This window comes from Microtetraspora fusca, from assembly GCF_001570365.1.
GTDB lineage: Bacteria > Actinomycetota > Actinomycetes > Streptosporangiales > Streptosporangiaceae > Microtetraspora > Microtetraspora fusca.
Genome location: NZ_BBYK01000050.1, coordinates 27,487 through 49,788 on the forward strand (window position 1 = coordinate 27,487; position 22,302 = coordinate 49,788).

Consider the following 22,302-nt stretch of genomic DNA (forward strand, 5'->3'; position numbering starts at 1 on the left):
CAAGTGCCGATCATTTGCGGCCGGGCAGGCTTGCGGCCATGACCAGGCCGGTCACGGTGAGGATGAACATCCAGGCGAGGGCTGGGGTGAAGCCGCCGGCCTGGAGGACGACGGCCATCAGCGCGGTGCCGGTGGCGGCGCCGATCCGTTGCACGATGGTGCTGGCGCTGGTGGCGTGCGGCATGGCGGCCGGGCGCAGGGTGCGGTAGACGGCGACGCTGACCGGCAGGCTGGCGACGCCGAATCCGACTCCGCGCAGGAGCAACGCCACGCTCAGCGGGAGGGTGCCGTTGCCGGGGGTGGCGAGGACGAACGGAAGGGTGCCCACCGTGGCCGCGGCCATCCCGGCGAGAGCCAGCGGACGCGGCGGCAGACGGTCGGCGTACCGCCCGACCAGCAGGGACGCCAGTGCGATACCGAGGGTTTGAGGGGCGAGCGCCAGCCCCGCGTCGAGCGCGGAGAGGCTATGCAGGCGCTGGTAGTACAGCGGCAGCAGGAACATCGGCCCCCAGTTCGTGACGCCGAGGACGAACATCATGACCGTCCCCGACCGGAAGGCGCGGTCGGCGAAGAGCCGCAGGTCGAGCAGGCTCGCCCCAGTCCGGCGGAGCGAGCGTGTGATGAACGCGGTCAGGAGCCCGGCCCCTGCCACCGCCGTCAGGGTCGCGGCCCCGATCCCGGCCTGCGTCCCCAGCCCGGTCAGCGCGTGCAGCAGGGCGACCACTCCGGCCGGCAGCAGGAGCAGCCCGACAAGGTCGAGACGACGTCCGTCGCGTTCCTCATCCGGGGGGAACCACCGCCACGTCATGGCCAGCGAGACCAGGACGAGCGGCACGTTGACGAGAAAGACCCAGCGCCAGCCCCAGGCGTCGATCAGCACGCCGCCCAGCACAGGCCCGGAGATCGGGGCGATCTGCCCGACGAAACCGACCTTGCCCATCACCCGGCCCAGGCGTTCCGGTCCCGCGGCCCGGGCCAGGACGAGCTGCGTCACGGGAAGGATCATGCCGCCGCCCAGCCCTTGCAGCGTCCGGAAGGCGATGAGCGAGCCCGTCGACCACGCGCCGCCGCACAGGAGCGACCCGAGCAGGAACAGCCCCAGGGCCGTCAGCCACACGGCGCGGGCGCCGAAGCGGCCGACCGACCAGCCCACCAGCGGAATGACGGCGGTCATCGCCAGCACGTAGGAGGTGGTGACCCACTGGATCACCGTCACCGGCGCGGCCAGGTCCCTGGCCAGCTCGTCCAGCGCCACCGCGACGATCGTGGTGTCCAGCAGCGCTGCCATCGCGCCCACCAGGACCGTCGCGGTCAGCGGCAGGAGCGCGCGGACGGTCGTGGCAGAGGAGGCCAGGCTTGCGCTCGGCGTGCTCACGGGATCAGCAGGGTCTTGCCGATCGTGGCGCGGGCTTCGATCGCCCGGTGCGCCTCGGCGGCCTCGGACAGAGGGTAGGTCTGGCCGACGACCGGGCGCAGCCGACCGGCCGCGGCGTGCGCGAGCGCCTCCTCGGCCAGCGCCCGGATCTCGGCCGGAGCGGGCACGCCACCGTCGGGGACGACCGTCACATGAGTGGCCGGCTCCGTCCAGGAGCCGGAGGCCATGCCGTACACACTGGCCCGGCCGCCGGGCCGCACGGCGCGCATGCCCTGCGCGCCCACGATGCCGCCGACTCCGTCGAAGACGAGATCGACGCCTCCGCTCATCTCGGCGACCTCGCGTTCCCACCCCGGCGTGGAGTAGTCCACGTAAGCGAGAGCACCCAGCGAGGTGACCAACGCCTCCTTGCCCGGACCGCGGGCGGCGCCGACCACCTTCGCCCCCGAGGCGGCGGCCAGCTGGACCAGCAGACTGCCGACACCACCGGCGGCCGCCTCCACCAGCACCCACTCGCCCGGACGCACCTCGGCCTGCCGGTGCAGGAGCACCGCTGTCCGCCCATCGGCCAGCAGCGCCACCGCATCCCGTAGCGTCACCTCCGCCGGGACGGGGACGAGGTCCTGCGCCCGGGCCACGGCCAGCTCCGCATAGCCGCCGGTGCCGCCTGTCGTGGTCACCACGGTCTGTCCGACCAGCGCGGCATCCGCCCCCGGGCCGACAGCCGAGACGCGCCCGCCCACCCCGTTTCCGGGGATGCGCGGAAGCGGTGGCCGCTGGTGGGCCGCGGGACCGCGACCGGCCCGCACCTGGGTCTCGACGTACGTGATCCCGGCATAGTCCACCGCCACGAGCACCTGCCCCGGCCCCGGCACCGGGTCTTCGACCTCCCGGATGCGCAGCACCTCCGGCCCGCCGAAGCGGTCCATGACCACAGCATGCATGACTGCCTCCTCAATAGGAGCAAAATGCTCCGATTGGAAGGACCTTATAACCGGAGTAATTCGCTCCGCAAGTTCGGTATGCTGCCGACATGACCGAATCCAAGCGCCGCGGTCCCCGGCAGGCGGAAGCCGAGCGCAACGACCGGGCCCTCCTGCGGGCGGCGCGCCAGGTGCTGGCGGCCGACGGGGGACACGCTTCGGTCGCAGCCATCGCAGCGGCCGCCGGGGTCGGCATAGGCAGCCTCTACCGCCGCTACCGCACGAAGGAGGAGCTCTTCCAGCGGCTGGCCGAACTGTCCCTCGACAACTGGAATCAAGCCGCCGAACGAGGTCTCGCCGAGGACGATCCATGGGAAGGGCTGGCCTCCTTCATCGTCACCTGCGCCGAGTTCGGCCAAGGTTCGCTCGCCCCGATCGCCGGCACCATCGAGGTCACCAAGGAGATGCGGGCCAAGTCCGACCGCTCGGATGAACTGCTCGCCGCGCTCGTCGCGCGCGCCCACCAGGCCCGCGTGCTCAGGCCGGACGTCACTGCCGTCGACATCTCGCTGCTGATCGAGCAGTTCGGCAGATCGCCCGCCCTGGACCAGCTGCGCAAGCAGGGCCGCGAGGACCTCATCCAAGCCGCCGCCGACGCTCACAAGCGCGTTCTCGCCATCGCCGTGGACGGCCTGCGCGCCTGCCACTCGCGTCCGCTACCCGGCAACCCGCCCACTGACCAGCTCTTCACCGAACGCTGGGCACACGAAACCGGCCAATCACGCCGCGCGTCATCGACGAGCGCCTGATCGCTTCCCAGGTCTCGATCCAGCGACCAACCCGTGATCAACGATTCCCGGCCGGCGGTCACCTCAGCTGGGCCCACGCCGGGGAGTGCGGGGTTCTGGCCGGTCGGCCACCCAGCGCAGCAGCCGGAACGCTCGCTCGCACACCGTCGTCGAGCCGAAGAGTGCGGCCCACACGACCGAGACCACGAGCGTGACCTCTATGAGAGCGAGGGCAAAGTCCATCACGGGGTGCGCCCACCCGCCCAGGATGGGCCGCCGAGGCTGGCGGCGCTGAGCTGAGCCGACGAGCGTGACGAAACCCCGACAGCGACGCAGCTTGGCCCTGAACCCGGGGAATGCGAGGGATGCGGCGGCCTCCTCCAGCGCACCAGCACCGGCCGCCGGGCCCGCTTCTGCTCTCAGGCATGCCGCCAGCGCGGCTACGGATCCGCAGCGCGCCGGCGACCGCCACCGCGCCGGCGCACCACCTGGCCGAGCAGGTCGCCACCTCCGCACGACGAGCCGTCGACACCATCATCGCCCGCACCGACGCCGGTCCCGACCTCTGCCGAGCATGTGCCGCGCTCGCCGACCTGGCCGCCATGCGCGGGCGTTGCGCCAGCGCACGTAGGCACCGATCGCCGCGTTCTGCTCGTCATGACTGCGATGGTCGGTGCCGTTCAGCGCGTAGTAGCGCAGCGCGGCGAACTCCGACTCGATCCAGTTCAACCAGGAACCGTAGGTCGGCAGGAACACCAGCTCAACATCATTGCCGACTGCACAGGCGCGGACCGGGGGGTGTTTGTGGGGCGAGTGGTTGTCGGCGATCACATACAGCTTCTCGCCGGGCCAGCGAGCCCGCAGCGTCTTGAGGAACGACAACACCTCCCGCCAGCGCTTGCGCAGGCGGATCCGGTAATACAGCTTGCCGGTGGCCAGATCGAGCGCGGCGATCATGTGCATGACGCCGTTGTAGCGGTGGTAGGTGGCCCGCAGCCGGGCCGGCGAACCCGCCGGCCGCCACCGCTTGCCCTTTCGAGGCATCAGGTTCAACGGCCCGAACTCATCAAGACAGATCACCCGCCCATCGCCGGGCAGGTGATCGTAGAGGTCCAGGACGCGCTGCATCTTGGCGATGAAGTGCGGGTCGGTGGAGGACTTCCACGTCGTGGTGGTCTGCCAGGTCACCCCGCCTTTGCGGAGGATCCGCCGCAGGTGCTCACGGCTGATCGCCGCCACCACCCCGCGGGTGATGAGGTGCTCGGCCAGGGTGCGCAGACTCCAGGTGGAGTGTCCGGTGATGCCCCATTCGGCGGGGACCGTCTTGGCGATCAGGCAGATGTGCTCACGCACTTCAGGACTGATCGACGGTGGACGGCCCCCGTTCCATTTTGGGTCCAGCGCGTCGAACCCCTTCTCGTTGACGGCGTGGATGACATCACGCACGTAGTCGTCGCTGACCTGCATCAAAAGGTAATGTCCGGGCGCCTGGGAGGAGCGGAGCACCAGCGCGGCGAGGCCGACCGCGGCCAGGGTGGCGTGCGCGCAGAGGCATCCGTGTTCAGGAACCTGACGGGGCCTGACGGAGAAGGCGTGAAGGGAAATCGGCTCCGCGGCGGAGTACAGGGTGTGATCACACTGAAGGGGCGCCCCCTGCCCGACGGCACGAGTAGACGCGGCCCCGGTCGCCGGACGGACGAGGAGGGCCCGTGACATCGGAGAGAGACGGGCTGTCCGCCGTGATCGACGACGCGGCCCTGATCGCGCAGTCCCGCCGCCGTCCCGACCGTTTCGCGGAGCTGTACGACCGATATTTCCGGGAAATATACGCCTACATCAGCGGGCGGCTGGGCGGCCAGATCGCCGACGATCTGGCCGCCGAGGTCTTCCTCGTCGCCTTTCGCAAACGGGACAGCTTCGACCCGGCGCGCGGATCCGTACGGCCCTGGCTGTACGGCATCGCCACCAATCTCGTGGCGCAGCACCGCAGGAGCGAGACGCGGAGGCTGGAGGCGCTCCGGCGGACACCGCGGGACACCACCGCGGAGCACGGCCACGAGGACCTGGTCGCCACCCGGGTGACCGCGGCGAGCGCACAGGGACAGCTCGCGGCGGCCATCGGCGACCTTCCGGACGGCGACCGCGACGTGCTGGTGCTCGTCGCGCTCGCCGAGCTGACCTACGAGGAGGTGGCCCAGGCGCTGGACATCCCCTTCGGGACGGTCGGGTCCCGGCTCAACCGGGTCCGCAGAAAGCTTCGGGCCCGCTTCGGCGACGTCAACCCCATGCTCGGAGAGACCCATGGATGACCTGACGAATGTCCGCGACCTGCTGTCCGCGTCCCCGCCGAGCGAGGAGGTCGTGGAAGCCGGCCGCGCCCGGCTGCTGGCCGCCCTCGGCGACGCCCCGGCGCCTGCCCGGGTACGCCGCACAGGGCTCAGAACCGCCAGATGGACGGCCCTGGCCGCCGGGCTCCTCGGCGTCGCCGCCGCGGCCGCCGTGGTGATCGCCTCAGGGGTGTCCCCACAGCACCTCCGGCCGCCGATCACCGCCACCGCCCCGGCCGAGCGGCTGTCGGCCCGGCAGATCCTCCTGACCGCCGCGAACGCGATCAGGAACACGGCGGACGGCGACCACTGGGTGCAGCGCATCCGCCGGGGCAGCCTGGAGAAGGACCCCACCGGCCGCTACACGCTGCTCCTGACGTACTCCTTCGAGATGTGGGTTCCCCGGGCGGCGGACAAGCCCACCTGGGTGATCACGCGGTATCTCGGCGCGGCGCCCGCGACGCCGGCGGACGAGGAGGCGTGGCGCGCCGCCGGAGCGCCGACGGTCTGGACGTACCCTTCCGAAGAGATCGTGAAGGGGGGAAAGACCGTCAGGACCCCGAGCGAGGAGTACCGGGCCGAGCCGGGCGAACCACAGGCGTATCAGTGGCCCAGCGGCGGCTCGGTCGGGCGTCTCCTGCCCACCACCCCGATGACGCTGGCCGATTTGGAGAAGCTGCCGACGACCGGCGAGAAGCTCCGCGCCTACCTGGAGCCCCTCGTAGCGAAGGAGATCAAGCGGACGAACGACGCCGACCCCGACATCGGCCAGTACCTGTTCGACATCGGCACGAACCTCGTCACCAATACCCCGATCTCGCCGGAGGTCACGTCCGCCGTCTACGAGATGCTCGCCTCGTTGCCCGGGGTGACGGCGACGGGCGAGGTCGTGGACCCGCTGGGCCGTACCGGTCAGGCCATCACCCGGATCGAGAAGGGAGTGCCGAGGAAGGAGCGGCTGGTGATCGATCCCGGCTCCGGGAAGCCGCTCTCGTTCGATCTGGTCGCCGGCACGACCACCGACGAGCAGCGGGCGGGGGACGTCTTCTCCTTCCGTGCGATCGAGCAGACCGGCTGGAGGGACGGAGAGCCCGACCTGCCGGCCAAGCGGACCAGACTCCGCGCCCCCCTGTACTTCTGATCGTCCCGGGGCTTCGTGGCCGCCGGACTCAGCAGCCCCGCGCCGGCAGGGGCTCCGGTCCGGCGGTCTCCGGTGCGTCGCCAGGCTCGGGCGGCTCTGTCGCCCGGGTGCGCTCCGCCCAGCGGACGGCCGGACCCATCGCCGCGCCCGCCGCCAGGAACAGGCCGCCGAGCAGCAGCCAGCCGGTCGTCCCATGGCCCATGACCAGCGTGGTCAGCAGCACCGGCCCCAACATTCGGGCGATCGCCGCGCCGCTGCCGAAGAAGCCCTGGTACTGGCCCTGCTTGTCCGAGGGCGCGAGGCCGAAGCCGATCTCCCACGCGCCCGCCGACAGCGTCATCTCACCGATCACCTGCAGAGCGGCGCCCGCGAGCAGGACGGCCGCGGCCGTCCAGGCCGAGGTGCCCGCGGCCGACACTGCGAAGACGGCGCACGCGGCGAGCATGACCGCGCCGGAGCGCCGGACGAATCGCGACGCGGTGCGCAGACTGGTCACCCCGCGGGCCACCCGCACCTGGAACAGCACGACGCTCGCCGTGTTGACGATCAGCAGTGCCGACACCGTCCAGTGCGGGGCCGATGTGTGCCCCACGATCCACAGCGGCAACACCAGGCTGAGCAGCGGCATGTACAGCATCATGATCGTGTTGAGGAACGTGACCAGCGCGTACGGCCGATCCCGCAGCACGGCGAGCTTCGGACCCGCGGCGACGACCGGCGATGCCCCCGGCGCCGGAGCGGCGGGGACCGCCACGGCGGGCAGCCGGCGCAGCACCAGGGCGGCCACCAGGAAGCTCGCCGCGTCAATGGTGAAGATCGTGAGATATGCCTCGCGGGTGTCGAGCTGCAGGGCCACCCCGCCGAGCGCCGCACCGATCGCCAGCCCTCCGTTGACCGTCGACTGGAGGTAGGCGCGGACCTCGGTCCGCCGCTCCCGGTCCACAAGCCCGGCGAGCAGCGCCTGCCGGGCGGCGGTGAGCCCGGACTGGCAGCTCGCGTACAGGCAGGCCGCCACCGCGAACGCCCAGGGCGACCGGACGAGGAGGAACGATCCGACCGCCGCGGCGGTCGCGACCGCCAGCAGGATCGCCGTGCCCCGGGGCCCCCGCCGGTCGGCGAGGTGGCCGAGCGGGATCCCGGCCACGGAGCCGACGCCCCAGCCGAGCGTCAGGCCGAAGCCGACCTGGGTCGGCGACAGCCCCACGATCCGGGTGAAGAACAGCGCCGAGCACACGATGAACGCGCCGTCGCCCACGGCGCTGGCGAGCTGGGCCAGCGCGAGCAGGCGCGGGGGTCCCTGCGGCGGGAGGATCCGGCGGAGCATCGGTCCCCTCGCCCCCCTCAGCCGACGACCGGACGGGTGCGGACGCGCTTCAGCTCGGAGAACCCTTCGGTGCCCGCCGTCAGGAGCACGCCGTCCCAGAGCCGTCCGGCCGCCTCGCCCCGGGGCGTCGGCGTCACGACCGGCCCGAAGAACGCGATCGTCCGGCCGTCCGGCCCCGGCACGTGGATCGCCGGCGTGCCGAGGTCCTCGCCCACCGGGTCCAGGCCCGCCCGCTGGCTGACCCGCAGCGCCTCGTCGTGCTCCGTGCCGTCCGCGGCGTCCGCGAGAGCGGTGGACAGGCCGACCTCGGCCAGCGCGGCGGTGTAGAGTTCGCGGCCGATCGGCGCCTTCTCCAGGTGGATCCGGGTGCCGAGCGCGGTGTAGAGATCGCGCAGCACCTCGCTGCCGTACTTCTGTTCGGCGGCGATCGCGACCCGCACCGGGCCCCAGGCGTCGCGGAGCCACTCGCGGTACCACTCCTCCAGGTCGTCGCGGCCGTCGTTGAGCATCGCCAGGCTCATGATGTGGAAGCGCACCCTCACGTCGCGTACCTGCTCGACCTCCAGCAGCCAGCGCGACGCGATCCAGGCCCAGGGGCACTTCGGGTCGAACCACATGTCCGCGATCGTCACGTCGCCGTCTCCTCGTTCGTGTCACCAGGTCTCGCCTCAGGCGGGCGAAGTCCGACACCATTAAGGTAAAGTCCCGCTTGGCCCAATGGCAGAGCCAATTTCGATCGACTTGATCGGGCCAACATGCCCTCCGCCGGTCCCCGGCTACGACGGGTGCCCCCGTCCACGAGCAGATGCCCGAGGCCGTCCCTGCGCGGCGCCCCGCCCGGGTCTCGGCGGGCGACGAAGGTCCCGTCCTCGTTGCGGGAAACCGCCGTCCCGGCTTGGCGGCAACGGCACCCCAGGATTCCTGCTGGCTGCGATGTCCTTCGCCGCTCCGGTTGCGATGCTTGATTCATGCGTCCGAGCTGCCTGATCGTCGATGACAGCGATCACTTCACGAAGGCCGCTCGCCGTCTGCTCGACGCCGAGGGGATCGCCGTCGTCGCGACGGCGGCCACGGCGGCCGAGGCCCTTGCCCGGTACACCGAGCTCAGGCCGGATGTCGTCCTGGTCGACGTCGATCTCGGCGAGGAGAGCGGGTTCGACGTGGCCGGGGAGCTCGCGGACGCGGCGACGGGCGCCCCACCGCGCGTCATTCTGATGTCGGTCCACGACGGGCAGGACTTCGCGGACATGACCGCGGCCAGTGCCGCCGTCGCGTTCCTGCCCAAGCTGGGGCTGTCGGGGCGAGCGGTCCGAGAGATCCTGCGGCAGTCGAGCCCCCCGGCGTGACCGCGCAGCCGGCCTCTCCCACCTCGTCAGCCCATCCCGCCGCTCCGGACCGCGCCGTGGCACCTGCCGCGACCGCACGGCAGGGCCGGGTGTAAGCAGGAAGTATGCGCCCCCGGCGGCTGATACCGCACCGGCATCGCCCCTGGCAGGCCAGCGACGCCCTGCTGGCGTTCCCGCTCGGCCTGATCGCGGCCATCGTGGTTGCCGACCTGCTGACCCCCATCGGCATCCCGATGGGACCGCTGCTGGTCGTGGCGCCCGCGATCACCGCGTCGTTCGCCGGCGCCCTCGCCACCGCGATGGTCGCCGCGATCGCCGTCGTGGGCCTGGTGGCCGTCGGGGTGATCCTGGACCAGCACCTGTTGAGCACGATGTACTTCCAGTCGCAGATCATCTCGCTGGTGGTGGTCTCGGTGATCGTGACGACGTTCCGCTACCTGCGAGATCGGCGCGTTCGTGAACTGGCGCAGGTGCGTACGGTGTCGGAGGCCGCGCAGCGGGTGGTGCTCCGGCCGTTGCCGCAGCGGCTCGGACCGCTGCGGGTGGCGTCGGTGTATCTGGCGGCGCAGGAACAGGCGCAGATCGGCGGCGACCTGTACGCGGCGGCGCGAACGGCCGACGCCACCAGGCTGATCGTCGGCGACGTGATGGGCAAGGGCCTGACCGCGATCAGCGACGCCGCCCTGCTGCTCTACACCTTCCGCGAGGCCGCCCACCGCCAGGCCTCCCTGTCCGATCTCGTCACCTATCTGGACCGCAGCGTCTGCTGGAACCTGGCCGAATCCTCGGAACCGGAGAAGGCCGGGGAGTGCTTCATCACCGCCGCGGTCGTCGACATCCCGGACACGCCGCAGCTGATGCGCATGGTGACCTGCGGACACCCGCCGCCCCTGCTGATACGCGGCCGGCAGGTCACCACGCTTCATCCCACGTCTCCCGCGCCGCCGCTGGGCCTGGGCGAGCTGACCACCCCGGACTACCGCGCGGACACCTTCGCGCTCGAACCCGGCGACCTGCTCCTGCTGTACACCGACGGCGTCATAGAGGCCCGGAGTCCCGGGGGCGTCTTCTACCCGCTCGCCGAGCGTGCCGCCTCCTGGTGCGGGGACAGCCCTTCGTCGCTCGTCCACCACCTGCGCGCCGATCTGCTCGCCCACGTCGGCGGACGCGTGACCGACGACGCCGCCATGATCGCCATCCAGCGCGCCCCCGATCACTGACCGGCCGGGTCCCGCGTATGTCCCCAGGACGGCCGCGTCAGCAGGTCGTGGAGTCATTCACCGGCGGCCGGCCGTTCCGCGCGCTCCAGCGCTTCCTGGGTGACGTCCCCCACGTCGGTGCCGCCGCCGACGACGCTGATGACCCCTTTCGGCTCGAAGATCACATAGCGCACGGAGGAAAGGGACATGACACCCCGCCGGCGCAGGATCGTGTACAGATCCCTCTCGGTGAGCCCCGAACGCCTGAGCTGCCTCGGCTGGATCTTCCCTTCGGCCACGAGAACGCGCGGCGCGTGATCGAACCAGTGGGGCAAGGGGTAGCGCAGTCTCAGTTGCGTTATGGCGGCGTGGGCGGCGATCACCGTGAGGAGGGCCGCCGCTCCGGTGAGATAGGAGGTGTCCAACGCCGTCGCGGTGCGCCCGACGATCGCGCCGACGGCGACCGCGGCCACGAAGTCGAACGGCGACAGCTCGGCGATCATGCGTCGCTTGCTCAGCCGGAGGCCGGCCACGGCGGTGACGTAGAGCAGGAGCGTCTTGACGGCCACCCACCCCAAGGTCGCGACCTGCCCGAACAACAGGGACACGGTTCCTCCCAAGGATCCCGGGAGAAACACGGCCGAGGCGCCGGGCGGCCGCCGTCCTCCCCCACTGGATGGGCCTTCCCCTTGCCCCCGGCGCCGCTATCGCCGCTGGTGAAGGACTGGAACGCGCCATGGACGACCTTGATTCGCGGGCCGTTCAGGAAGCCGAGGCCGCGCCGAAGGGGTTCCGGCACGCCAGCGGCGCGTCTCCGGCCGCACACACCCCACCAACCGCCCGATATCTCCGGAAATATGTTGATATGCGAAGGTGGTAGGTGACGACCATCTCGATGAGGAGGAGCCATGGCTCAGACCCGCGAGTTGTTCGACACCGTGACCGGCAAGGCCGGTCTGAACAGCGAGGTCCTCGCCCGCGTCGTCGACACCCTCCAGGAGTGCGAGGAAGTCGTCGCCGCCTGCGCGATGGGCATGCTGGGCGAGCAGGACGCGCTGCAGATGGCGTCGGCGATCAGCCGGGACCTCGACTGCGCCGACATCGTGGAGACGACACGCCGCGTGCTGACCCGGGGCAGCGGCCCCGACAACAGGCTGATCAGCGCACAGTTCCAGTCCTGCATGCTCGCCTGCGAGCGCAGCCACGAGCTGTGCAGTCAGCATGCGGCGCACCACGCTCACTGCCGGGTGTGCTCGGACGCCACGCGTCGCTGCGCGGACATGTGCCGTGAGGTCCTCGACGCGATTCACGGATAGATCCACGAACCCGCCGCCCTCCTGGGTGGCGGGCCGAGGACGTGCGGTACGTCAGGCGTTCGGCGGCAGATCCGTACCGGCGCCGCGGCGGCGCACCGCCACCAGGTCGGCGCGGGCGGATCCGGCGGCTTCCTGCCGCCCGCCGTCGCCGTCGCGTTCGAGCGCACCGCCTGCGGCGGCGACCGCGTCCCTTCGATGCTCCGGCAGCGTGGCGGCTCCCCTCTCCTCCACCTCGAAGCCCGCGTCCGCGATCATGTCCAGATCGGCCTTGCCCGCCTGGCCCTCGCTCGTCAGGTAGTCGCCCAGGAAGATCGCGTTCGCGATGTGCAGCGCGAGCGGCTGCAGCGTCCGCAGATGGATCTCCCGGCCGCCGGCGATGCGGACCTCGATGTCCGGGCAGACGAACCGCACCATCGCCAGGATCCGCAGGCAGCGCTGCGGGGTCAGGGCCCATTCGTCGGCCATCGGGGTGCCCTGGAAGGGGATCAGGAAGTTCACCGGGACCGAGTCCACGTCCAGCTCGCGCAGCGCGAACACCACGTCCACCAGGTCCTGGTCGGTCTCGCCCATGCCCGCGATCAGGCCGGAGCAGGCCGACAGACCTTCGGCTCGGGCCCGCTGTACGGTGTCGACCCGGTCGGCGAACCCGTGTGTGGTGCAGATGTCGCCGTACACCGCCTCGGCGGTGTTGAGGTTGTGGTTGTAGGCGTGCGCGCCGGCCTCTCGCAGCCGCGCCGCCTGCCCGTCGGACAGGAGTCCGAGGCAGACGCAGATCTCCACGTCCGCGTCCCGATCCTTGATCGCGGCGATCGTGTCGGCGACCCGCTCCACGTCCCGGCCGGTCGGGCCGCGTCCGCTCGCCACCAGGCACACCCGCTTGGCGCCGCCCGCCACGCCCGCCTCGGCGGCGGCCGCCGCCTGCTCCGGCTTCAGCCACGTGTAGGTCAGGACCTCCGCCTTCGACCCCAGCCGCTGCGAGCAGTACGAGCAGTCCTCGGGGCACAGCCCCGACTTCAGGTTGACGAGGTAGTTGAGCTTGACCCGGCGGCCGAACCAGTGCCGGCGCACCTTGCCGGCGGCGGCCACCACGTCGAGCAGGTCGTCGTCGCCGGTCGCCAGCACCGCCAGCGCCTCGGCCCGGGTCGGCGTCTCGCGCCGCAGCCCCTTGTCCACCAGAGTGTTCAGCAGGTCCATGGCGCCGATCCTCACCCGATCGGGCGAGCGGTCCAAGGACCGGCACCTACAAGGCGGACCGATCAAGATTGTGTCCGTACCGGAGCGTGATCGACACCGGGTCCCGCTATGGCCGCCGCCCGGGCCCGATCCCGCCGGCGACCTTCCTCGACCCGCGACCACGGCGCACCCGGTTCATCTCGCCCGGCGCCGTGCCCTGATGTATCCCGCAACGCACACCAGCAGGAGGGCGGCGAGGACGGCCAGCAGCGGGTTGACGAACCCCGGCACCGTGTCGGCGCCGCATGAGGTGTCGCTGAGCGGCAGCAGGCTCTGCCCACCGCGGGGTCCGGCCGGGCGTGACGGGTCGAAGCGGCACACCCGGTCCTTGACGTCCACCATCTCGGCGTCCAGGCGGGTGAGTCCGTATCCGTAGGTCGCCAGGAGGCCCAGCAGCCAGGTCCACGACAGCCGCGCCCACGCCCGCCGGGCCGCCGTCGGCCCTGACGACCGCAGGGATCTCACGGCCGCGACCGCCATCACGCAGGCGGCGGTCGCGGTCAACGGCCACCCCAGGATCAGGAACAGCGCGGCAGCGAGCACCGGCAGCAGCGCGAGCCTCGGCGCGAACGCGGCCAGGAGCAGCAGCCCGCCGCCCAGCAGAGCGGCGGCCCACCACCCGGTCCGGCGCAGGCCGCGGTGGCGGACCGCCGACCGGAGCGGCAGGACGAACACCGCGACCAGCAGTCCCGGTACGACGACCAGAAAGAGGATGTTCAGGGCGCCCTCGCCGTACGCGGCGAACGCCAGTGCCATTCCGCCGACCAGCATGACGGCGGCGGCCGCCGCGCGTTTCACCAGCGCGGCCCGCTCGTCATTCACCGCGCGTTCCCGGCGCCCGAAACCGGAGCCGACACGGGCGTGCCCCACCGGCGTCGGCGCGTTCGCGTGCGGCTCCGGGAGCACCGGAGGTGCTGTGTGGTCTGCATCATGGCCAGCAAGTCCAGCAATATCCGATAAAGCATGTCAAATATTGCTACCAATAATGAACAGATATCCGATCGCATATCGGCCCTGGTCATCGCCCTACGGCCGACGATCTGACCGCCGCACGCCGTCGGTAACGGTCACGTTCAGGGCGTCGATGAAGGCCGCCGAGGTACGGCCGGACCGGTCCGGGTCAGGCCGTCCTGGCCCGCGCCCCGTCGATCACCTGCGCGCGGCGTGTGCGTGGGCCGGATGCCGGGCATGGCGTTCGCCCAGGGATCGGGCGAGGCCCGGGTGAGGCTCTCGCCGCTCCAGCCAGTGCGCCGTGGCTCGCGTGGCGCGGTCGATCAGGTCGGCTGTCTGCGCGAAGTCGATGGGCAACACCTCCACTGGGCACAGCGGCGGCAGCACGTGCATCCGCGTGCGTGACGTGTTGTGCCGGATGGCGGCGCTGATGCGCTGCTCGCTGAGCAGGTTGTATCCGTGCAACGCCATGGCGATCGCGGTGGACGGTGGGGCCGGGAGATGGCAGGAGAAACCGGGCGCGAGCAGGTACACCTCGTCGACCCCCGCGTCCACCGCGTAGTCAAGAGTCGTCGTGTCCGCGACACCGCCGTCCATCAACACCCGGTCCTCTATGGAGACGGTGGGGTAGAGACCGGGGATGGCGGCGCTGGCGAGCAGGGCTGACAGGGCCGATCCGCGGGAGAGGACGACGGCGTGTCCGCTACGGACGTCGGCGGTCAGCACCGACAGCGGGACGAGGGTCTCCTCCAGATCGCTGATCGGAAGTATGCGCTGGAGGAACCGCCGCATCGAGTGGTTGTCGAACAGGTAGTTGCGGCGGCCCAGCATCGCCTCGGTGACCGTGACCGGATTGAGGGGGAACGCGTAGTTCAACGCGCCGAACGCCTGCAGAACGCCGCGAAGAGGGTGGAAGGGAAGGTTGGCCGCGAAGGTATGCAGCGCCTCCGACCTGCTCAGCGGGTAGACGTCGTGACTGCTCACCGACAGCCACAACCGGGCGAGCTCCTCCACGCCCTCCACATCGGGCCGCGCGGCGTAGTACGCGCCGTTGAGCGCGCCCACCGACGCGCCCACCACCAAGTCGGCGTGGATCCCCTGCTGGGTGAGCGCGCGGAGCATGCCGACCTGGACGGCGCCGAGGCTGCCGCCTCCCCACAAGATGAACGCTGTCGTCATGGTCTCCCCCCCGGGTTCCCCGTACCGCCCGCCTGATGACATGCCCTGGATGCGGTCGTTCGCTCGCGTCCCGCAGGCGGGCTGAAGAGGTGCGACGCTCGGGGGGAGCCACCGTACGCGTTCGGCCCATACCGGACGCGTACGTGTCGCAGCAATCAACTACGAAGGTAGCGAACCGCTCCGCCGACCGACGGCCCGAGTCGGTGGCGATTGTCCGCTGCGATACTTCTCGTGTGGATCTGAACAGGGGGAGCGAGACCCAGCAGGGCCCGGCGGCGCCCGGGAGCGGATCCGGCCGTCCGATGAGGTGGGCGCTGCGTCCCGCCGAACCGGCGGACGTCGAGGTGATCGCGGAGCTGCGGGCGGTGGTGCTGCGTCCCGACCTGGAACGGTTGGGCCGATTCGACGAGCACCGCGTCCGGCAGCGGCTGCGGGACGCCTTCTCGCCGCGGTACACGTCGGTCATCGTGGCCGACGGCGCGTTCGCCGGGTGCGTGACCGTACGGCCGGCCGAGGGCGGGCGCCGGCTGGAGCACTTCTACCTCGACCCGGTCGTCCAGGGCCGGGGGCTCGGCTCCGCCGTTCTGCGAACGCTGCTGGATCGCACCGACGCCGAAGGCATGGCCGTCCGCCTGATCGTCCTGCGCGGCAGCGCCGCCCGGCGGCTGTACGAACGGCACGGATTCACCGTGGAACGTGAGGACCCCGTGGACATCCTGATGGTGCGACAACCGGCCGCCCGCGCACGCCGGTCGTGGGAGGGTGGCACGCCAGGGGCCGAGTGAGCCCACACCCCGGGCGGCTCCACCGGCCTTTCCACGCCTGAACCGGCTCTGACCCGGATTGATCGACGGACGGCCCGGCCGGACGCGGCAGGGCGTCAGCGAGCGGCGCGCAGGCGTTCGAGGTACGCCGGCGGCTCGGCCCACGTTCCTTGTCGCGGCAGTCCTTCTCGCGGGCCGGCGTCCGCCGCCCGGACCTCATGGCCCCAGCGCACGGCGAAAGAACGCGGAACTTCTCCCTCTCGTCCGGTGTCTAATCGCTCGTACTCGTGATCAGCCGGAGGGAGTGATCGCATGGCGCCCGCATCCGCCCTGCTTCCGGGAGACCCTCCGCGGCTGGGGGACTACTGGCTGGCCGGACGTGTGGGCGCGGGCGGGCAGGGCGTCGTCTACGAGGCCTACGACCCCGAAGGCGTCCGTGTCGCCGTCAAGGTCCTCCACGGCGACGCGGCGAGCGACCCCGACCTGCGCGCCCGGTTCGGCAAGGAGGCCACCGCGGCGCGCCGGGTCGCCTCCTTCTGCACGGCCCGCGTCCTCGCCGTCGACCTCGACGGGCCCAAGCCGTACATCGTCAGCGAGTACGTCGAGGGGCCGAGCCTGCGCAGGGCGATCGTGGAGGGCCGCCGGTTCGGCGGCGACGACCTGCACCGCCTGTCGACGGCGGTGGCGACCGCGCTGGCGGCCATCCACGACGCCGGCGTCATCCACCGGGACCTCAAGCCGGACAACGTGCTCCTCGGGCCGGACGGCCCGCGGGTGATCGACTTCGGGGTCGCCAGGACGCTGGAGATGTCGCTCACCGCGAGCGGGCTCGTCACGGGTACGCCCACCTACATGGCGCCGGAGGTCTTCATGGGCCGGCGCGCGGGAGCCCCGGCGGACGTGTTCTCGTGGGGCGCGATCGTCCTGTACGCCGCGAGCGGCGACGACCCCTTCCGCGCGGAGAGCCTGGGGGCGGTCATGCACCGCGTGCTGGCGACCGACCCCGATCTCGGCGTGCTGCCCGGCTCCCTGCGCCCGCTCGTCGAGGCCGCCCTCAGCAAGGACCCGCTCGCGCGGCCCACCGCACGAGAGCTCCTCCTCGGTCTGCTCACCGGCGCCGGCGACAGCTCCGCCGACCTCCTCAGGGCGGGCAGCGCCGAGGCGGGACTGCTGGGCCTCGACCTCGCCCCCGATCCCGGTCTGTCGACGCTCGCCGAGGACGCGTACGGGTTCCTCAGCGAGACCGAGCGCAACCTCGTGCCCGACGTCTTCCTCCGGATGGTGCGCGCGGCCGAGGGCGGAGAGATCACGCTCCGGCCGGTCCCCCGTGCCGAGCTGTTCGACGGCAGACCCGCCGACGAAGTGGCGGCACTCCAGCGGATCCTCGACGTCTTCGCCTATCTGGTCGCGCTCCGGGGCGACGAGATCGCGCTCGCCCGTCCCGGGTTGCTGCGCGCCTGGCCCCGCCTGCGGGCGTGGGTGGACGACGAGCGTGACGGCCTCGCCGTTCACGAGATGATCCGGGCGGCGGCCCGGCAATGGGACGGCCACGGGCGACGCGACGGCGACGTCCTGCAGGGCGGCCGGCTGGAGACCGCCGTGCGCTGGGCCGCGACCGGCCGCCGCCACCTCAGGCTCGGCCCGCTGGAGCGTGACTTCCTCGACGCCTGCGACGCGGCCACCCGCCGCCGGCTCCGCCGCCGGAGGCTGCTGACCGCCGTCCTCGCCGTGCTGCTCGTCGTCTCGGTCGCGGCCGGCGCGACGGCCGTACGGCAGAGCGGCGTCGTCGCGGAGCAGCGCGACCAGGCCCTTGCCGGCCAGGCCGCCGCCGAGGCCGACCGCGTCCGTACGGAGGACCCCGTGCGGGCCATGCTGCTCAGCGTCGCCTCCTGGCGGCTCGCCCGGACCCCGCAGACGCGGGGCGCACTGCAGAACTCCTGGGCACAGCGTGAGCGCGCCGTCTTCACCGATCCCGTCGGCGACTCCGTACGGATGATCACCGCCGATGGGCGCAGGCTCTTCAGCGTGACCCCGCGGGGTGTCCGGATCTACGACCTCAGGAGCGGCAAACCGGTCGGCGGATGGGACGGCCTCAGCTTTCGGAACGGGGACACGCTGCTGGACGCCGGGCTCAGCGCGAGCGGCAGGATCCTCGCCGTGGCGTCCGGCCGAGTGGACGGCCCGCCGACCGAAGTCCGTGCGTGGGACACGACGACCGGCAGGCCGACCGGCAAGGTGTTCAAGCTTGAGCCCGCGGTGCCGTTCAACGGCGTGGAGACCGGTGCCGATGACCGCTATCTGCAGGTCCACCAGGGCGACGGCACCGCCCTGTGGGACATCCGCACCGGCGCGACCTACGCGTCGCGATCCGGGGTCAGCGACGCGTCCTTCAGCCCATCGGGCAACCTGGTGGCGTTCGCGGACCTTCTCGGCAGCTTCCACCTGTGGCGCCTGCCGGGCGGCCACCCGGTGCGCCGATGGCACGAGAAGGACGCCTGCACGGGGACCGCCTACTCCATCGCGATCAGCCCGGACGGCCACACCCTGGCCTGCTTCGCGAAGTCGGGCCTCTCCCTGATCGACCTCAGGACCGGACGGCTCCTCCCGGCCCAGCCGGGTCCGGTCGGCGGCCGGGTCCTCTTCAGCCCGGACGGGCGGCTCCTTGTGGCCCGGGAGGACAACGACTTCCGGCTCATCGAGATCGCGACGGGAAACACGTTGCTGACGTACCGGGCGGAGGCGCAGGGATTCGGCTTCGACGGCACGGCCCTGCGCTACCTGGCGGACGACACGGTCGTGACGCTCGACATCTCCGACCTCCTCGCCCGGAGGCGGCTGCCGGGGGTCACGCCCGATGTCGCGCTGTACAGTCCCGACGGCCGGCTCCTGGTGATCCACGAAGCCGACGCCCGTGACCTGGTGCTGTGGGACGCCGCGCGGCTGCGCCGCTCCGGCCCGCCGATACGGCTGCTGGAAGCGGACGCGCCGATGCTGTCGCTCGCGTTCAGCGGCGACGGGCGCCACCTCGCCTTCGTGGACGGCCTCGGCGCCGATGTCATCCGGGTGTGGGACATCGAGCGGCACGTCCAGACGGACCGTATCGCCCTTTCCGGGAACTGGTATGCGAGGAGCCTGGCCGTGAACGCCGACGGAAGTCTCCTCGTCGTCATAGCCGCCGACCCCGAAACGGAGGGGATGCAGGAGCAGCACGAGCGGCTGCTCGTGCGGGACATGCGGCAGGACCGCTGGATCAAGACGATCGACCTGCGGCGCGAGATGGAGGCTGTCTTCCGCCCTGGAAGCACCATGGTCGCGCCGTTCGACTCCACGGTCAACCGCCTCATCGATCTGTCAACCGGCCAGCCGTTCGGGCCGGCGACAACCTCCGGGAGCATCGGCATCCGTGCGGTCCGCATCGACCAGGCGGCGTTCAGCCCGGACGGCCGGATCCTCGCGATCGGCGACTCCTCCGGCCGCCTGACCTTCTGGGATCTGACCACGGGCCGCAGACGCGGCCCGGTTTTCAGTGCCGCCACCGCCCCCGCCGACAGAGTGCTGTTCTCGCCGGTCGGCGATGCGGCCGCCACCGTCAGCACGGATGGGGCCGTCCAGCTGTGGGACGCCGCGACGCCCGCCAAGCTCGGGAGGTCGATGCCCGGCACAGGCGCCGACATGGTGGCCGCCGCCGCCTTCGCCTCCGGCGGCCGGGTCCTGCGCGTCCTGGACGAAAACGGGGAGCTGCGGGAGATCGCCGTCGATCCGGACGACCTCGTCGCCGCCGTCTGCGCCCGTGCCGGGCGCAGCCTCACCAAGGCCGAATGGGCCCGTGACCTCCCCGGCGCGTCGTATCGGGACGTCTGCGCCCCCTGACCGCGGGCCCCGTAGCCCTGGCGGCGTCCACCTCGCGCCCGCGCCGCCTCAGGCCGAGTAGGCCCGTCGGATGCCGAGGACCGGAGCGATCGCCCCCTTGCGCCCTCGCCGTTCCCGGGGCACTATTGCGGTGAGCCTGTAGTAGTCACTACATGAGGAGAGTAATGAATGTAGGCGACACGTCAGAGCTTTCATCGGGCGCCGGGATGGCCTCCTTGGTCGGGTCCGTGGGGGCGCCGGCGATCCCCGTCCGCGGGGATGGCGACGACCGGCGTCCCACCCCTCGGCGCGGTCGCGCATCGGCCGCCGGCCGCGATCTGGAGGAACGCCCTGAAGTGCGACGTCGGCCCGCCACCGGCCGACGCCGCGGCGTCGGCCCTCGTGGTCATCGGCATGATCCTGCCGTCAGGTCCGTTCGGTGCGGGGACCCTCGCCGTGCCCGGGGGGCTCCTCGTCACCGTGTTCTTCGCCGTCGGCCGCACCGACGTCGGGGCCGAGGGATGACCAGCCCGCACGCTCCTGGCGGCCGAGCAGCGCACGGAGCCGCTCCAGCTCCGCGAAGCAGCGCTCGCCGCGCCGCCGCGACCGGGACGCGACCGACAGCGCCAGGGCGTCCGCCACGAGCAGCGACGTCGTGTAGGAGCTGACCATGCTGCTGCGCACGACCGGCGCGCTGAGCACCACCTGCACCTGGGGGCCGAGGACCCGGCCCAGAGAGTCGGTGATCAGGATCACCGGGGCGCCGACCCTGGCGGCCTGCTGGAGCACCACCTCGGTCTCCCGCCGGATGCTGTCGTAGGCGAACATCACCACGACGTGGTGCCTGGTCATGTTCAGCAGGTCGTCGGCGAGCCGGAAACCCGTGGCGGTGGCGCCGTGCGCCGGAACGCCGACGCGGAGCAGCCGCAGCGCAAGGTAGTCGGCGACGAAGCCGAGCGGGCCGATGCCGAAGACGAGCACCGACGAGGCCCGGTCCAGGAGCTGGACGGCACCCCCGAACTGCGCGGGCGACAGCGTGCGCCGCGCGTCCTCGAGCAGGGTCGCGTGCAGGTCCAGGGTGTGCGCGAGCACGGTCTCCGGGTCGGCTCCGGCCCAGTCCAGGCTGCGCTGCAGCCGGCGGACGGGATTCAGCCGGTCGTCGATCGCCTGCTTGACCTCGTCGCGCAGTTCGTCGAGCCCGCTGTAGCCGAGCCGCTTGACGGTGCGGATCACCGTGGCGTCGCTGGTCCTGGTGAGCCGGCCGAGCTCCGCGGAGGAGAGGAAGACCGTGGTTTCGGGATTCTCCAGAAGGAAGTCGACGACGCGCTGAGCCGCGGGGCTCAGCTCTCCGCGCCGCGCCTGCACGCGTTCCAGCAGGGCGTTCACCGGTATCGCTGTAGTAGACACATCACACCCTTGACCGTCTTTGTAGTGACCTCTACCTTACCCGTACACCAGCCGATGCGAAGGAGACATCATGGCTGTTGATCTCGTCCAAATCTCCGGAACCCCTCGTGAACGCGGCCGCCAGTACGGCGAGGCCGCCCGCGACAAGATCGACAAAGCCGTCGAATGGTACGCGCACAGCTTCGCGCGGAAAGCGGACCTGCCGTGGGCCTCCGTCACCGAGCAGACACAGGGCTGGGTGCCGCTCATCGAGGCGTACCACCCCGAGATCCTCGACGAGGTGCGCGGGATCGCCGAAGGGGCCAACCGCACCTTCCACGAGATCCTCGCCCTGAACGGGCGCGGGGAGCTGCACAACGGAAATCCTTTCGCCGCCTCCGATGAGGAGTGCTCGTCCTTCGCCGTGCTCGCGGAGGCGTCCGGCGACGGGCGCGTCTACTGCGGGCAGAACTGGGACTGGCAGTGCGCGACCGCCGAGACGGTCATGATGCTGCGCATCGAGCAGCCGGGCAAGCCGACGATCATGATGCAGGTCGAGGCCGGCCAGGTGGGCCGGCAGGGAGCCAACTCGGCGGGCATCGGCCTGAACGCCAACGGACTCGGTCCCCGCTTCGGCACCGGACTCGGCGTCCCCGGCCCGTTCGTCCGCCGCAAGGCGCTCGACTCCTGGAACATGCACGACGCGCTCGACGCCGTCTTCCACGTACGCCAGGGGTTCTCCACGAACATCCTCCTCACGCACCGCGACGGCTTCGCCATCGACATCGAGACCACCCCCGGCCGCCATCACTGGATGTATCCCGACGACGGGGTCCTGGTCCACGGCAACCACTTCGAGGCGTTCGTGCCCGAGCAGATCAACGACTCCTACAAGCCCTTCGCCGTCGACTCCCTCTACCGGGTGCAGCGCATCCGGCAGGGGCTGCGCGCGGTGCGAGACGCCACGGAGCCGGCCAAGGTCAGGGCGGTCATCCGCGACACGATGTCCGACCACTTCGGCTGGCCGGATTCGGTATGCAATCATCCAAACCCGAACAAGCCGGACACCGACCGCTACCAGACCGTCGCCTCCAGCCTTGTCGACCTCACCACCGGCGACTACTGGCTGACCTCCGGCAACCCCTGCGAGAACGGCTACGACCTGATCCCCGTCAACCTCTACTCCTGAACTCTCGGCGTA

Annotated in this window: 20 protein-coding genes; 9 read left to right on the plus strand and 11 right to left on the minus strand. The window is 71.4% G+C overall.

Annotated elements, in window-relative coordinates; genetic code table 11:
• Nucleotides 1–10: 10 nt before the first annotated feature.
• A complete protein-coding gene (locus tag AWQ68_RS20050; RefSeq protein ID WP_066942411.1) occupies nt 11–1,375 on the minus strand; it encodes a DHA2 family efflux MFS transporter permease subunit in 1,365 nt (454 codons plus the stop codon).
• Nucleotides 1,372–2,319: a zinc-binding dehydrogenase gene (locus AWQ68_RS20055; RefSeq protein WP_066942412.1), complete on the minus strand. Its 948-nt coding sequence runs from the start codon at nt 2,317–2,319 to the stop codon at nt 1,372–1,374. The genes AWQ68_RS20050 and AWQ68_RS20055 overlap by 4 nt, the downstream gene beginning before the upstream one ends.
• Before the next feature lie 89 nt (nt 2,320–2,408).
• Between AWQ68_RS20055 and AWQ68_RS20060 the strand changes: the two genes are divergently transcribed.
• The gene (locus AWQ68_RS20060) at nt 2,409–3,107 is read left to right on the plus strand and encodes a TetR/AcrR family transcriptional regulator (RefSeq protein ID WP_066942413.1); all 699 of its coding nucleotides are present in this window, start codon (nt 2,409–2,411) and stop codon (nt 3,105–3,107) included.
• Nucleotides 3,108–3,170: 63 nt separating this feature from the next.
• Here the strand turns inward: AWQ68_RS20060 and AWQ68_RS42610 are convergent, their stop codons facing one another.
• The gene (locus tag AWQ68_RS42610) at nt 3,171–3,332 is read right to left on the minus strand and encodes a hypothetical protein (protein WP_157545505.1); all 162 of its coding nucleotides are present in this window, start codon (nt 3,330–3,332) and stop codon (nt 3,171–3,173) included.
• A gap of 288 nt (nt 3,333–3,620) precedes the next feature.
• A complete protein-coding gene (locus AWQ68_RS20065) occupies nt 3,621–4,553 on the minus strand; it encodes an IS630 family transposase (protein WP_157545507.1) in 933 nt (310 codons plus the stop codon).
• Between the two features lie 242 nt (nt 4,554–4,795).
• On the opposite strand from AWQ68_RS20065, the gene AWQ68_RS20070 reads away from it, so the two are divergent.
• Together AWQ68_RS20070 and AWQ68_RS20075 are read left to right on the plus strand one after the other, a co-directional pair.
• Nucleotides 4,796–5,395: an RNA polymerase sigma factor gene (locus AWQ68_RS20070; RefSeq protein ID WP_066942414.1), complete on the plus strand. Its 600-nt coding sequence runs from the start codon at nt 4,796–4,798 to the stop codon at nt 5,393–5,395.
• Complete coding sequence (locus AWQ68_RS20075) at nt 5,388–6,554, plus strand: CU044_5270 family protein (protein ID WP_066942415.1); 1,167 nt, start codon at nt 5,388–5,390, stop codon at nt 6,552–6,554. Before AWQ68_RS20070 ends, AWQ68_RS20075 begins: the two co-directional genes overlap by 8 nt.
• Nucleotides 6,555–6,582: 28 nt before the next feature.
• On the opposite strand, the gene AWQ68_RS20080 is transcribed toward AWQ68_RS20075, so the two are convergent.
• Together AWQ68_RS20080 and AWQ68_RS20085 are read right to left on the minus strand one after the other, a co-directional pair.
• A complete protein-coding gene (locus AWQ68_RS20080) occupies nt 6,583–7,878 on the minus strand; it encodes an MFS transporter (protein WP_066942416.1) in 1,296 nt (431 codons plus the stop codon).
• Between the two features lie 17 nt (nt 7,879–7,895).
• The gene (locus AWQ68_RS20085; protein ID WP_066942686.1) at nt 7,896–8,495 is read right to left on the minus strand and encodes a mycothiol-dependent nitroreductase Rv2466c family protein; all 600 of its coding nucleotides are present in this window, start codon (nt 8,493–8,495) and stop codon (nt 7,896–7,898) included.
• A 351-nt stretch (nt 8,496–8,846) separates the two neighbouring features.
• On the opposite strand from AWQ68_RS20085, the gene AWQ68_RS20090 reads away from it, so the two are divergent.
• A complete protein-coding gene (locus AWQ68_RS20090) occupies nt 8,847–9,224 on the plus strand; it encodes a response regulator (RefSeq protein WP_066942418.1) in 378 nt (125 codons plus the stop codon).
• Nucleotides 9,225–9,328: 104 nt separating this feature from the next.
• Entirely contained in the window at nt 9,329–10,444 is a 1,116-nt protein-coding gene (locus AWQ68_RS20095; RefSeq protein WP_066942419.1) for a PP2C family protein-serine/threonine phosphatase, read from the plus strand.
• Between the two features lie 53 nt (nt 10,445–10,497).
• Here AWQ68_RS20095 and AWQ68_RS20100 read toward each other — a convergent pair whose 3' ends face one another.
• A complete protein-coding gene (locus AWQ68_RS20100) occupies nt 10,498–11,031 on the minus strand; it encodes a DUF421 domain-containing protein (RefSeq protein ID WP_066942420.1) in 534 nt (177 codons plus the stop codon).
• Nucleotides 11,032–11,331: 300 nt separating this feature from the next.
• Between AWQ68_RS20100 and AWQ68_RS20105 the strand changes: the two genes are divergently transcribed.
• On the plus strand, nt 11,332–11,739 hold the full coding sequence (locus AWQ68_RS20105) for a four-helix bundle copper-binding protein (protein WP_066942421.1): 408 nt from the start codon (nt 11,332–11,334) through the stop codon (nt 11,737–11,739).
• Between the two features lie 51 nt (nt 11,740–11,790).
• Here AWQ68_RS20105 and bioB read toward each other — a convergent pair whose 3' ends face one another.
• The 3 genes from bioB to AWQ68_RS20120 form a co-directional block, all read right to left on the minus strand.
• A complete protein-coding gene (gene bioB / locus AWQ68_RS20110) occupies nt 11,791–12,933 on the minus strand; it encodes a biotin synthase BioB (RefSeq protein WP_066942424.1) in 1,143 nt (380 codons plus the stop codon).
• Between the two features lie 174 nt (nt 12,934–13,107).
• Entirely contained in the window at nt 13,108–13,794 is a 687-nt protein-coding gene (locus AWQ68_RS20115; protein WP_157545509.1) for a hypothetical protein, read from the minus strand.
• Nucleotides 13,795–14,121: 327 nt separating this feature from the next.
• The gene (locus AWQ68_RS20120; RefSeq protein WP_066942428.1) at nt 14,122–15,102 is read right to left on the minus strand and encodes a patatin-like phospholipase family protein; all 981 of its coding nucleotides are present in this window, start codon (nt 15,100–15,102) and stop codon (nt 14,122–14,124) included.
• 233 nt (nt 15,103–15,335) lie between these two features.
• Between AWQ68_RS20120 and AWQ68_RS20125 the strand changes: the two genes are divergently transcribed.
• Both AWQ68_RS20125 and AWQ68_RS20130 read left to right on the plus strand, forming a co-directional pair.
• Nucleotides 15,336–15,887: a GNAT family N-acetyltransferase gene (locus AWQ68_RS20125; protein ID WP_245656005.1), complete on the plus strand. Its 552-nt coding sequence runs from the start codon at nt 15,336–15,338 to the stop codon at nt 15,885–15,887.
• A gap of 291 nt (nt 15,888–16,178) precedes the next feature.
• Nucleotides 16,179–19,736, plus strand: a complete 3,558-nt coding sequence (locus AWQ68_RS20130) for a serine/threonine-protein kinase (protein WP_066942432.1) — start codon at nt 16,179–16,181, stop codon at nt 19,734–19,736.
• Nucleotides 19,737–20,141: 405 nt separating this feature from the next.
• Here the strand turns inward: AWQ68_RS20130 and AWQ68_RS20135 are convergent, their stop codons facing one another.
• Complete coding sequence (locus AWQ68_RS20135) at nt 20,142–21,101, minus strand: MurR/RpiR family transcriptional regulator (protein ID WP_066942434.1); 960 nt, start codon at nt 21,099–21,101, stop codon at nt 20,142–20,144.
• A 91-nt stretch (nt 21,102–21,192) separates the two neighbouring features.
• On the opposite strand from AWQ68_RS20135, the gene AWQ68_RS20140 reads away from it, so the two are divergent.
• Entirely contained in the window at nt 21,193–22,290 is a 1,098-nt protein-coding gene (locus AWQ68_RS20140) for a C45 family autoproteolytic acyltransferase/hydrolase (RefSeq protein WP_066942436.1), read from the plus strand.
• Nucleotides 22,291–22,302: the final 12 nt, after the last annotated feature.

Bases quoted from the DNA above. Each gene is read 5' to 3' on its own strand.
- bioB (WP_066942424.1), bottom strand. From the start codon at position 12,933: ATGGACCTGCTGAACACTCTGGTGGACAAGGGGCTGCGGCGCGAGACG.
- AWQ68_RS20095 (WP_066942419.1), top strand. From the start codon at position 9,329: ATGCGCCCCCGGCGGCTGATACCGCACCGGCATCGCCCCTGGCAGGCC.
- AWQ68_RS20065 (WP_157545507.1), bottom strand. From the start codon at position 4,553: ATGCAGGTCAGCGACGACTACGTGCGTGATGTCATCCACGCCGTCAAC.
- AWQ68_RS20090 (WP_066942418.1), top strand. From the start codon at position 8,847: ATGCGTCCGAGCTGCCTGATCGTCGATGACAGCGATCACTTCACGAAG.
- AWQ68_RS20075 (WP_066942415.1), top strand. From the start codon at position 5,388: ATGGATGACCTGACGAATGTCCGCGACCTGCTGTCCGCGTCCCCGCCG.
- AWQ68_RS20105 (WP_066942421.1), top strand. From the start codon at position 11,332: ATGGCTCAGACCCGCGAGTTGTTCGACACCGTGACCGGCAAGGCCGGT.
- AWQ68_RS20120 (WP_066942428.1), bottom strand. From the start codon at position 15,102: ATGACGACAGCGTTCATCTTGTGGGGAGGCGGCAGCCTCGGCGCCGTC.
- AWQ68_RS20080 (WP_066942416.1), bottom strand. From the start codon at position 7,878: ATGCTCCGCCGGATCCTCCCGCCGCAGGGACCCCCGCGCCTGCTCGCG.
- AWQ68_RS20085 (WP_066942686.1), bottom strand. From the start codon at position 8,495: ATGTGGTTCGACCCGAAGTGCCCCTGGGCCTGGATCGCGTCGCGCTGG.
- AWQ68_RS20130 (WP_066942432.1), top strand. From the start codon at position 16,179: ATGGCGCCCGCATCCGCCCTGCTTCCGGGAGACCCTCCGCGGCTGGGG.
- AWQ68_RS20055 (WP_066942412.1), bottom strand. From the start codon at position 2,319: ATGCATGCTGTGGTCATGGACCGCTTCGGCGGGCCGGAGGTGCTGCGC.
- AWQ68_RS20140 (WP_066942436.1), top strand. From the start codon at position 21,193: ATGGCTGTTGATCTCGTCCAAATCTCCGGAACCCCTCGTGAACGCGGC.
- AWQ68_RS20060 (WP_066942413.1), top strand. From the start codon at position 2,409: ATGACCGAATCCAAGCGCCGCGGTCCCCGGCAGGCGGAAGCCGAGCGC.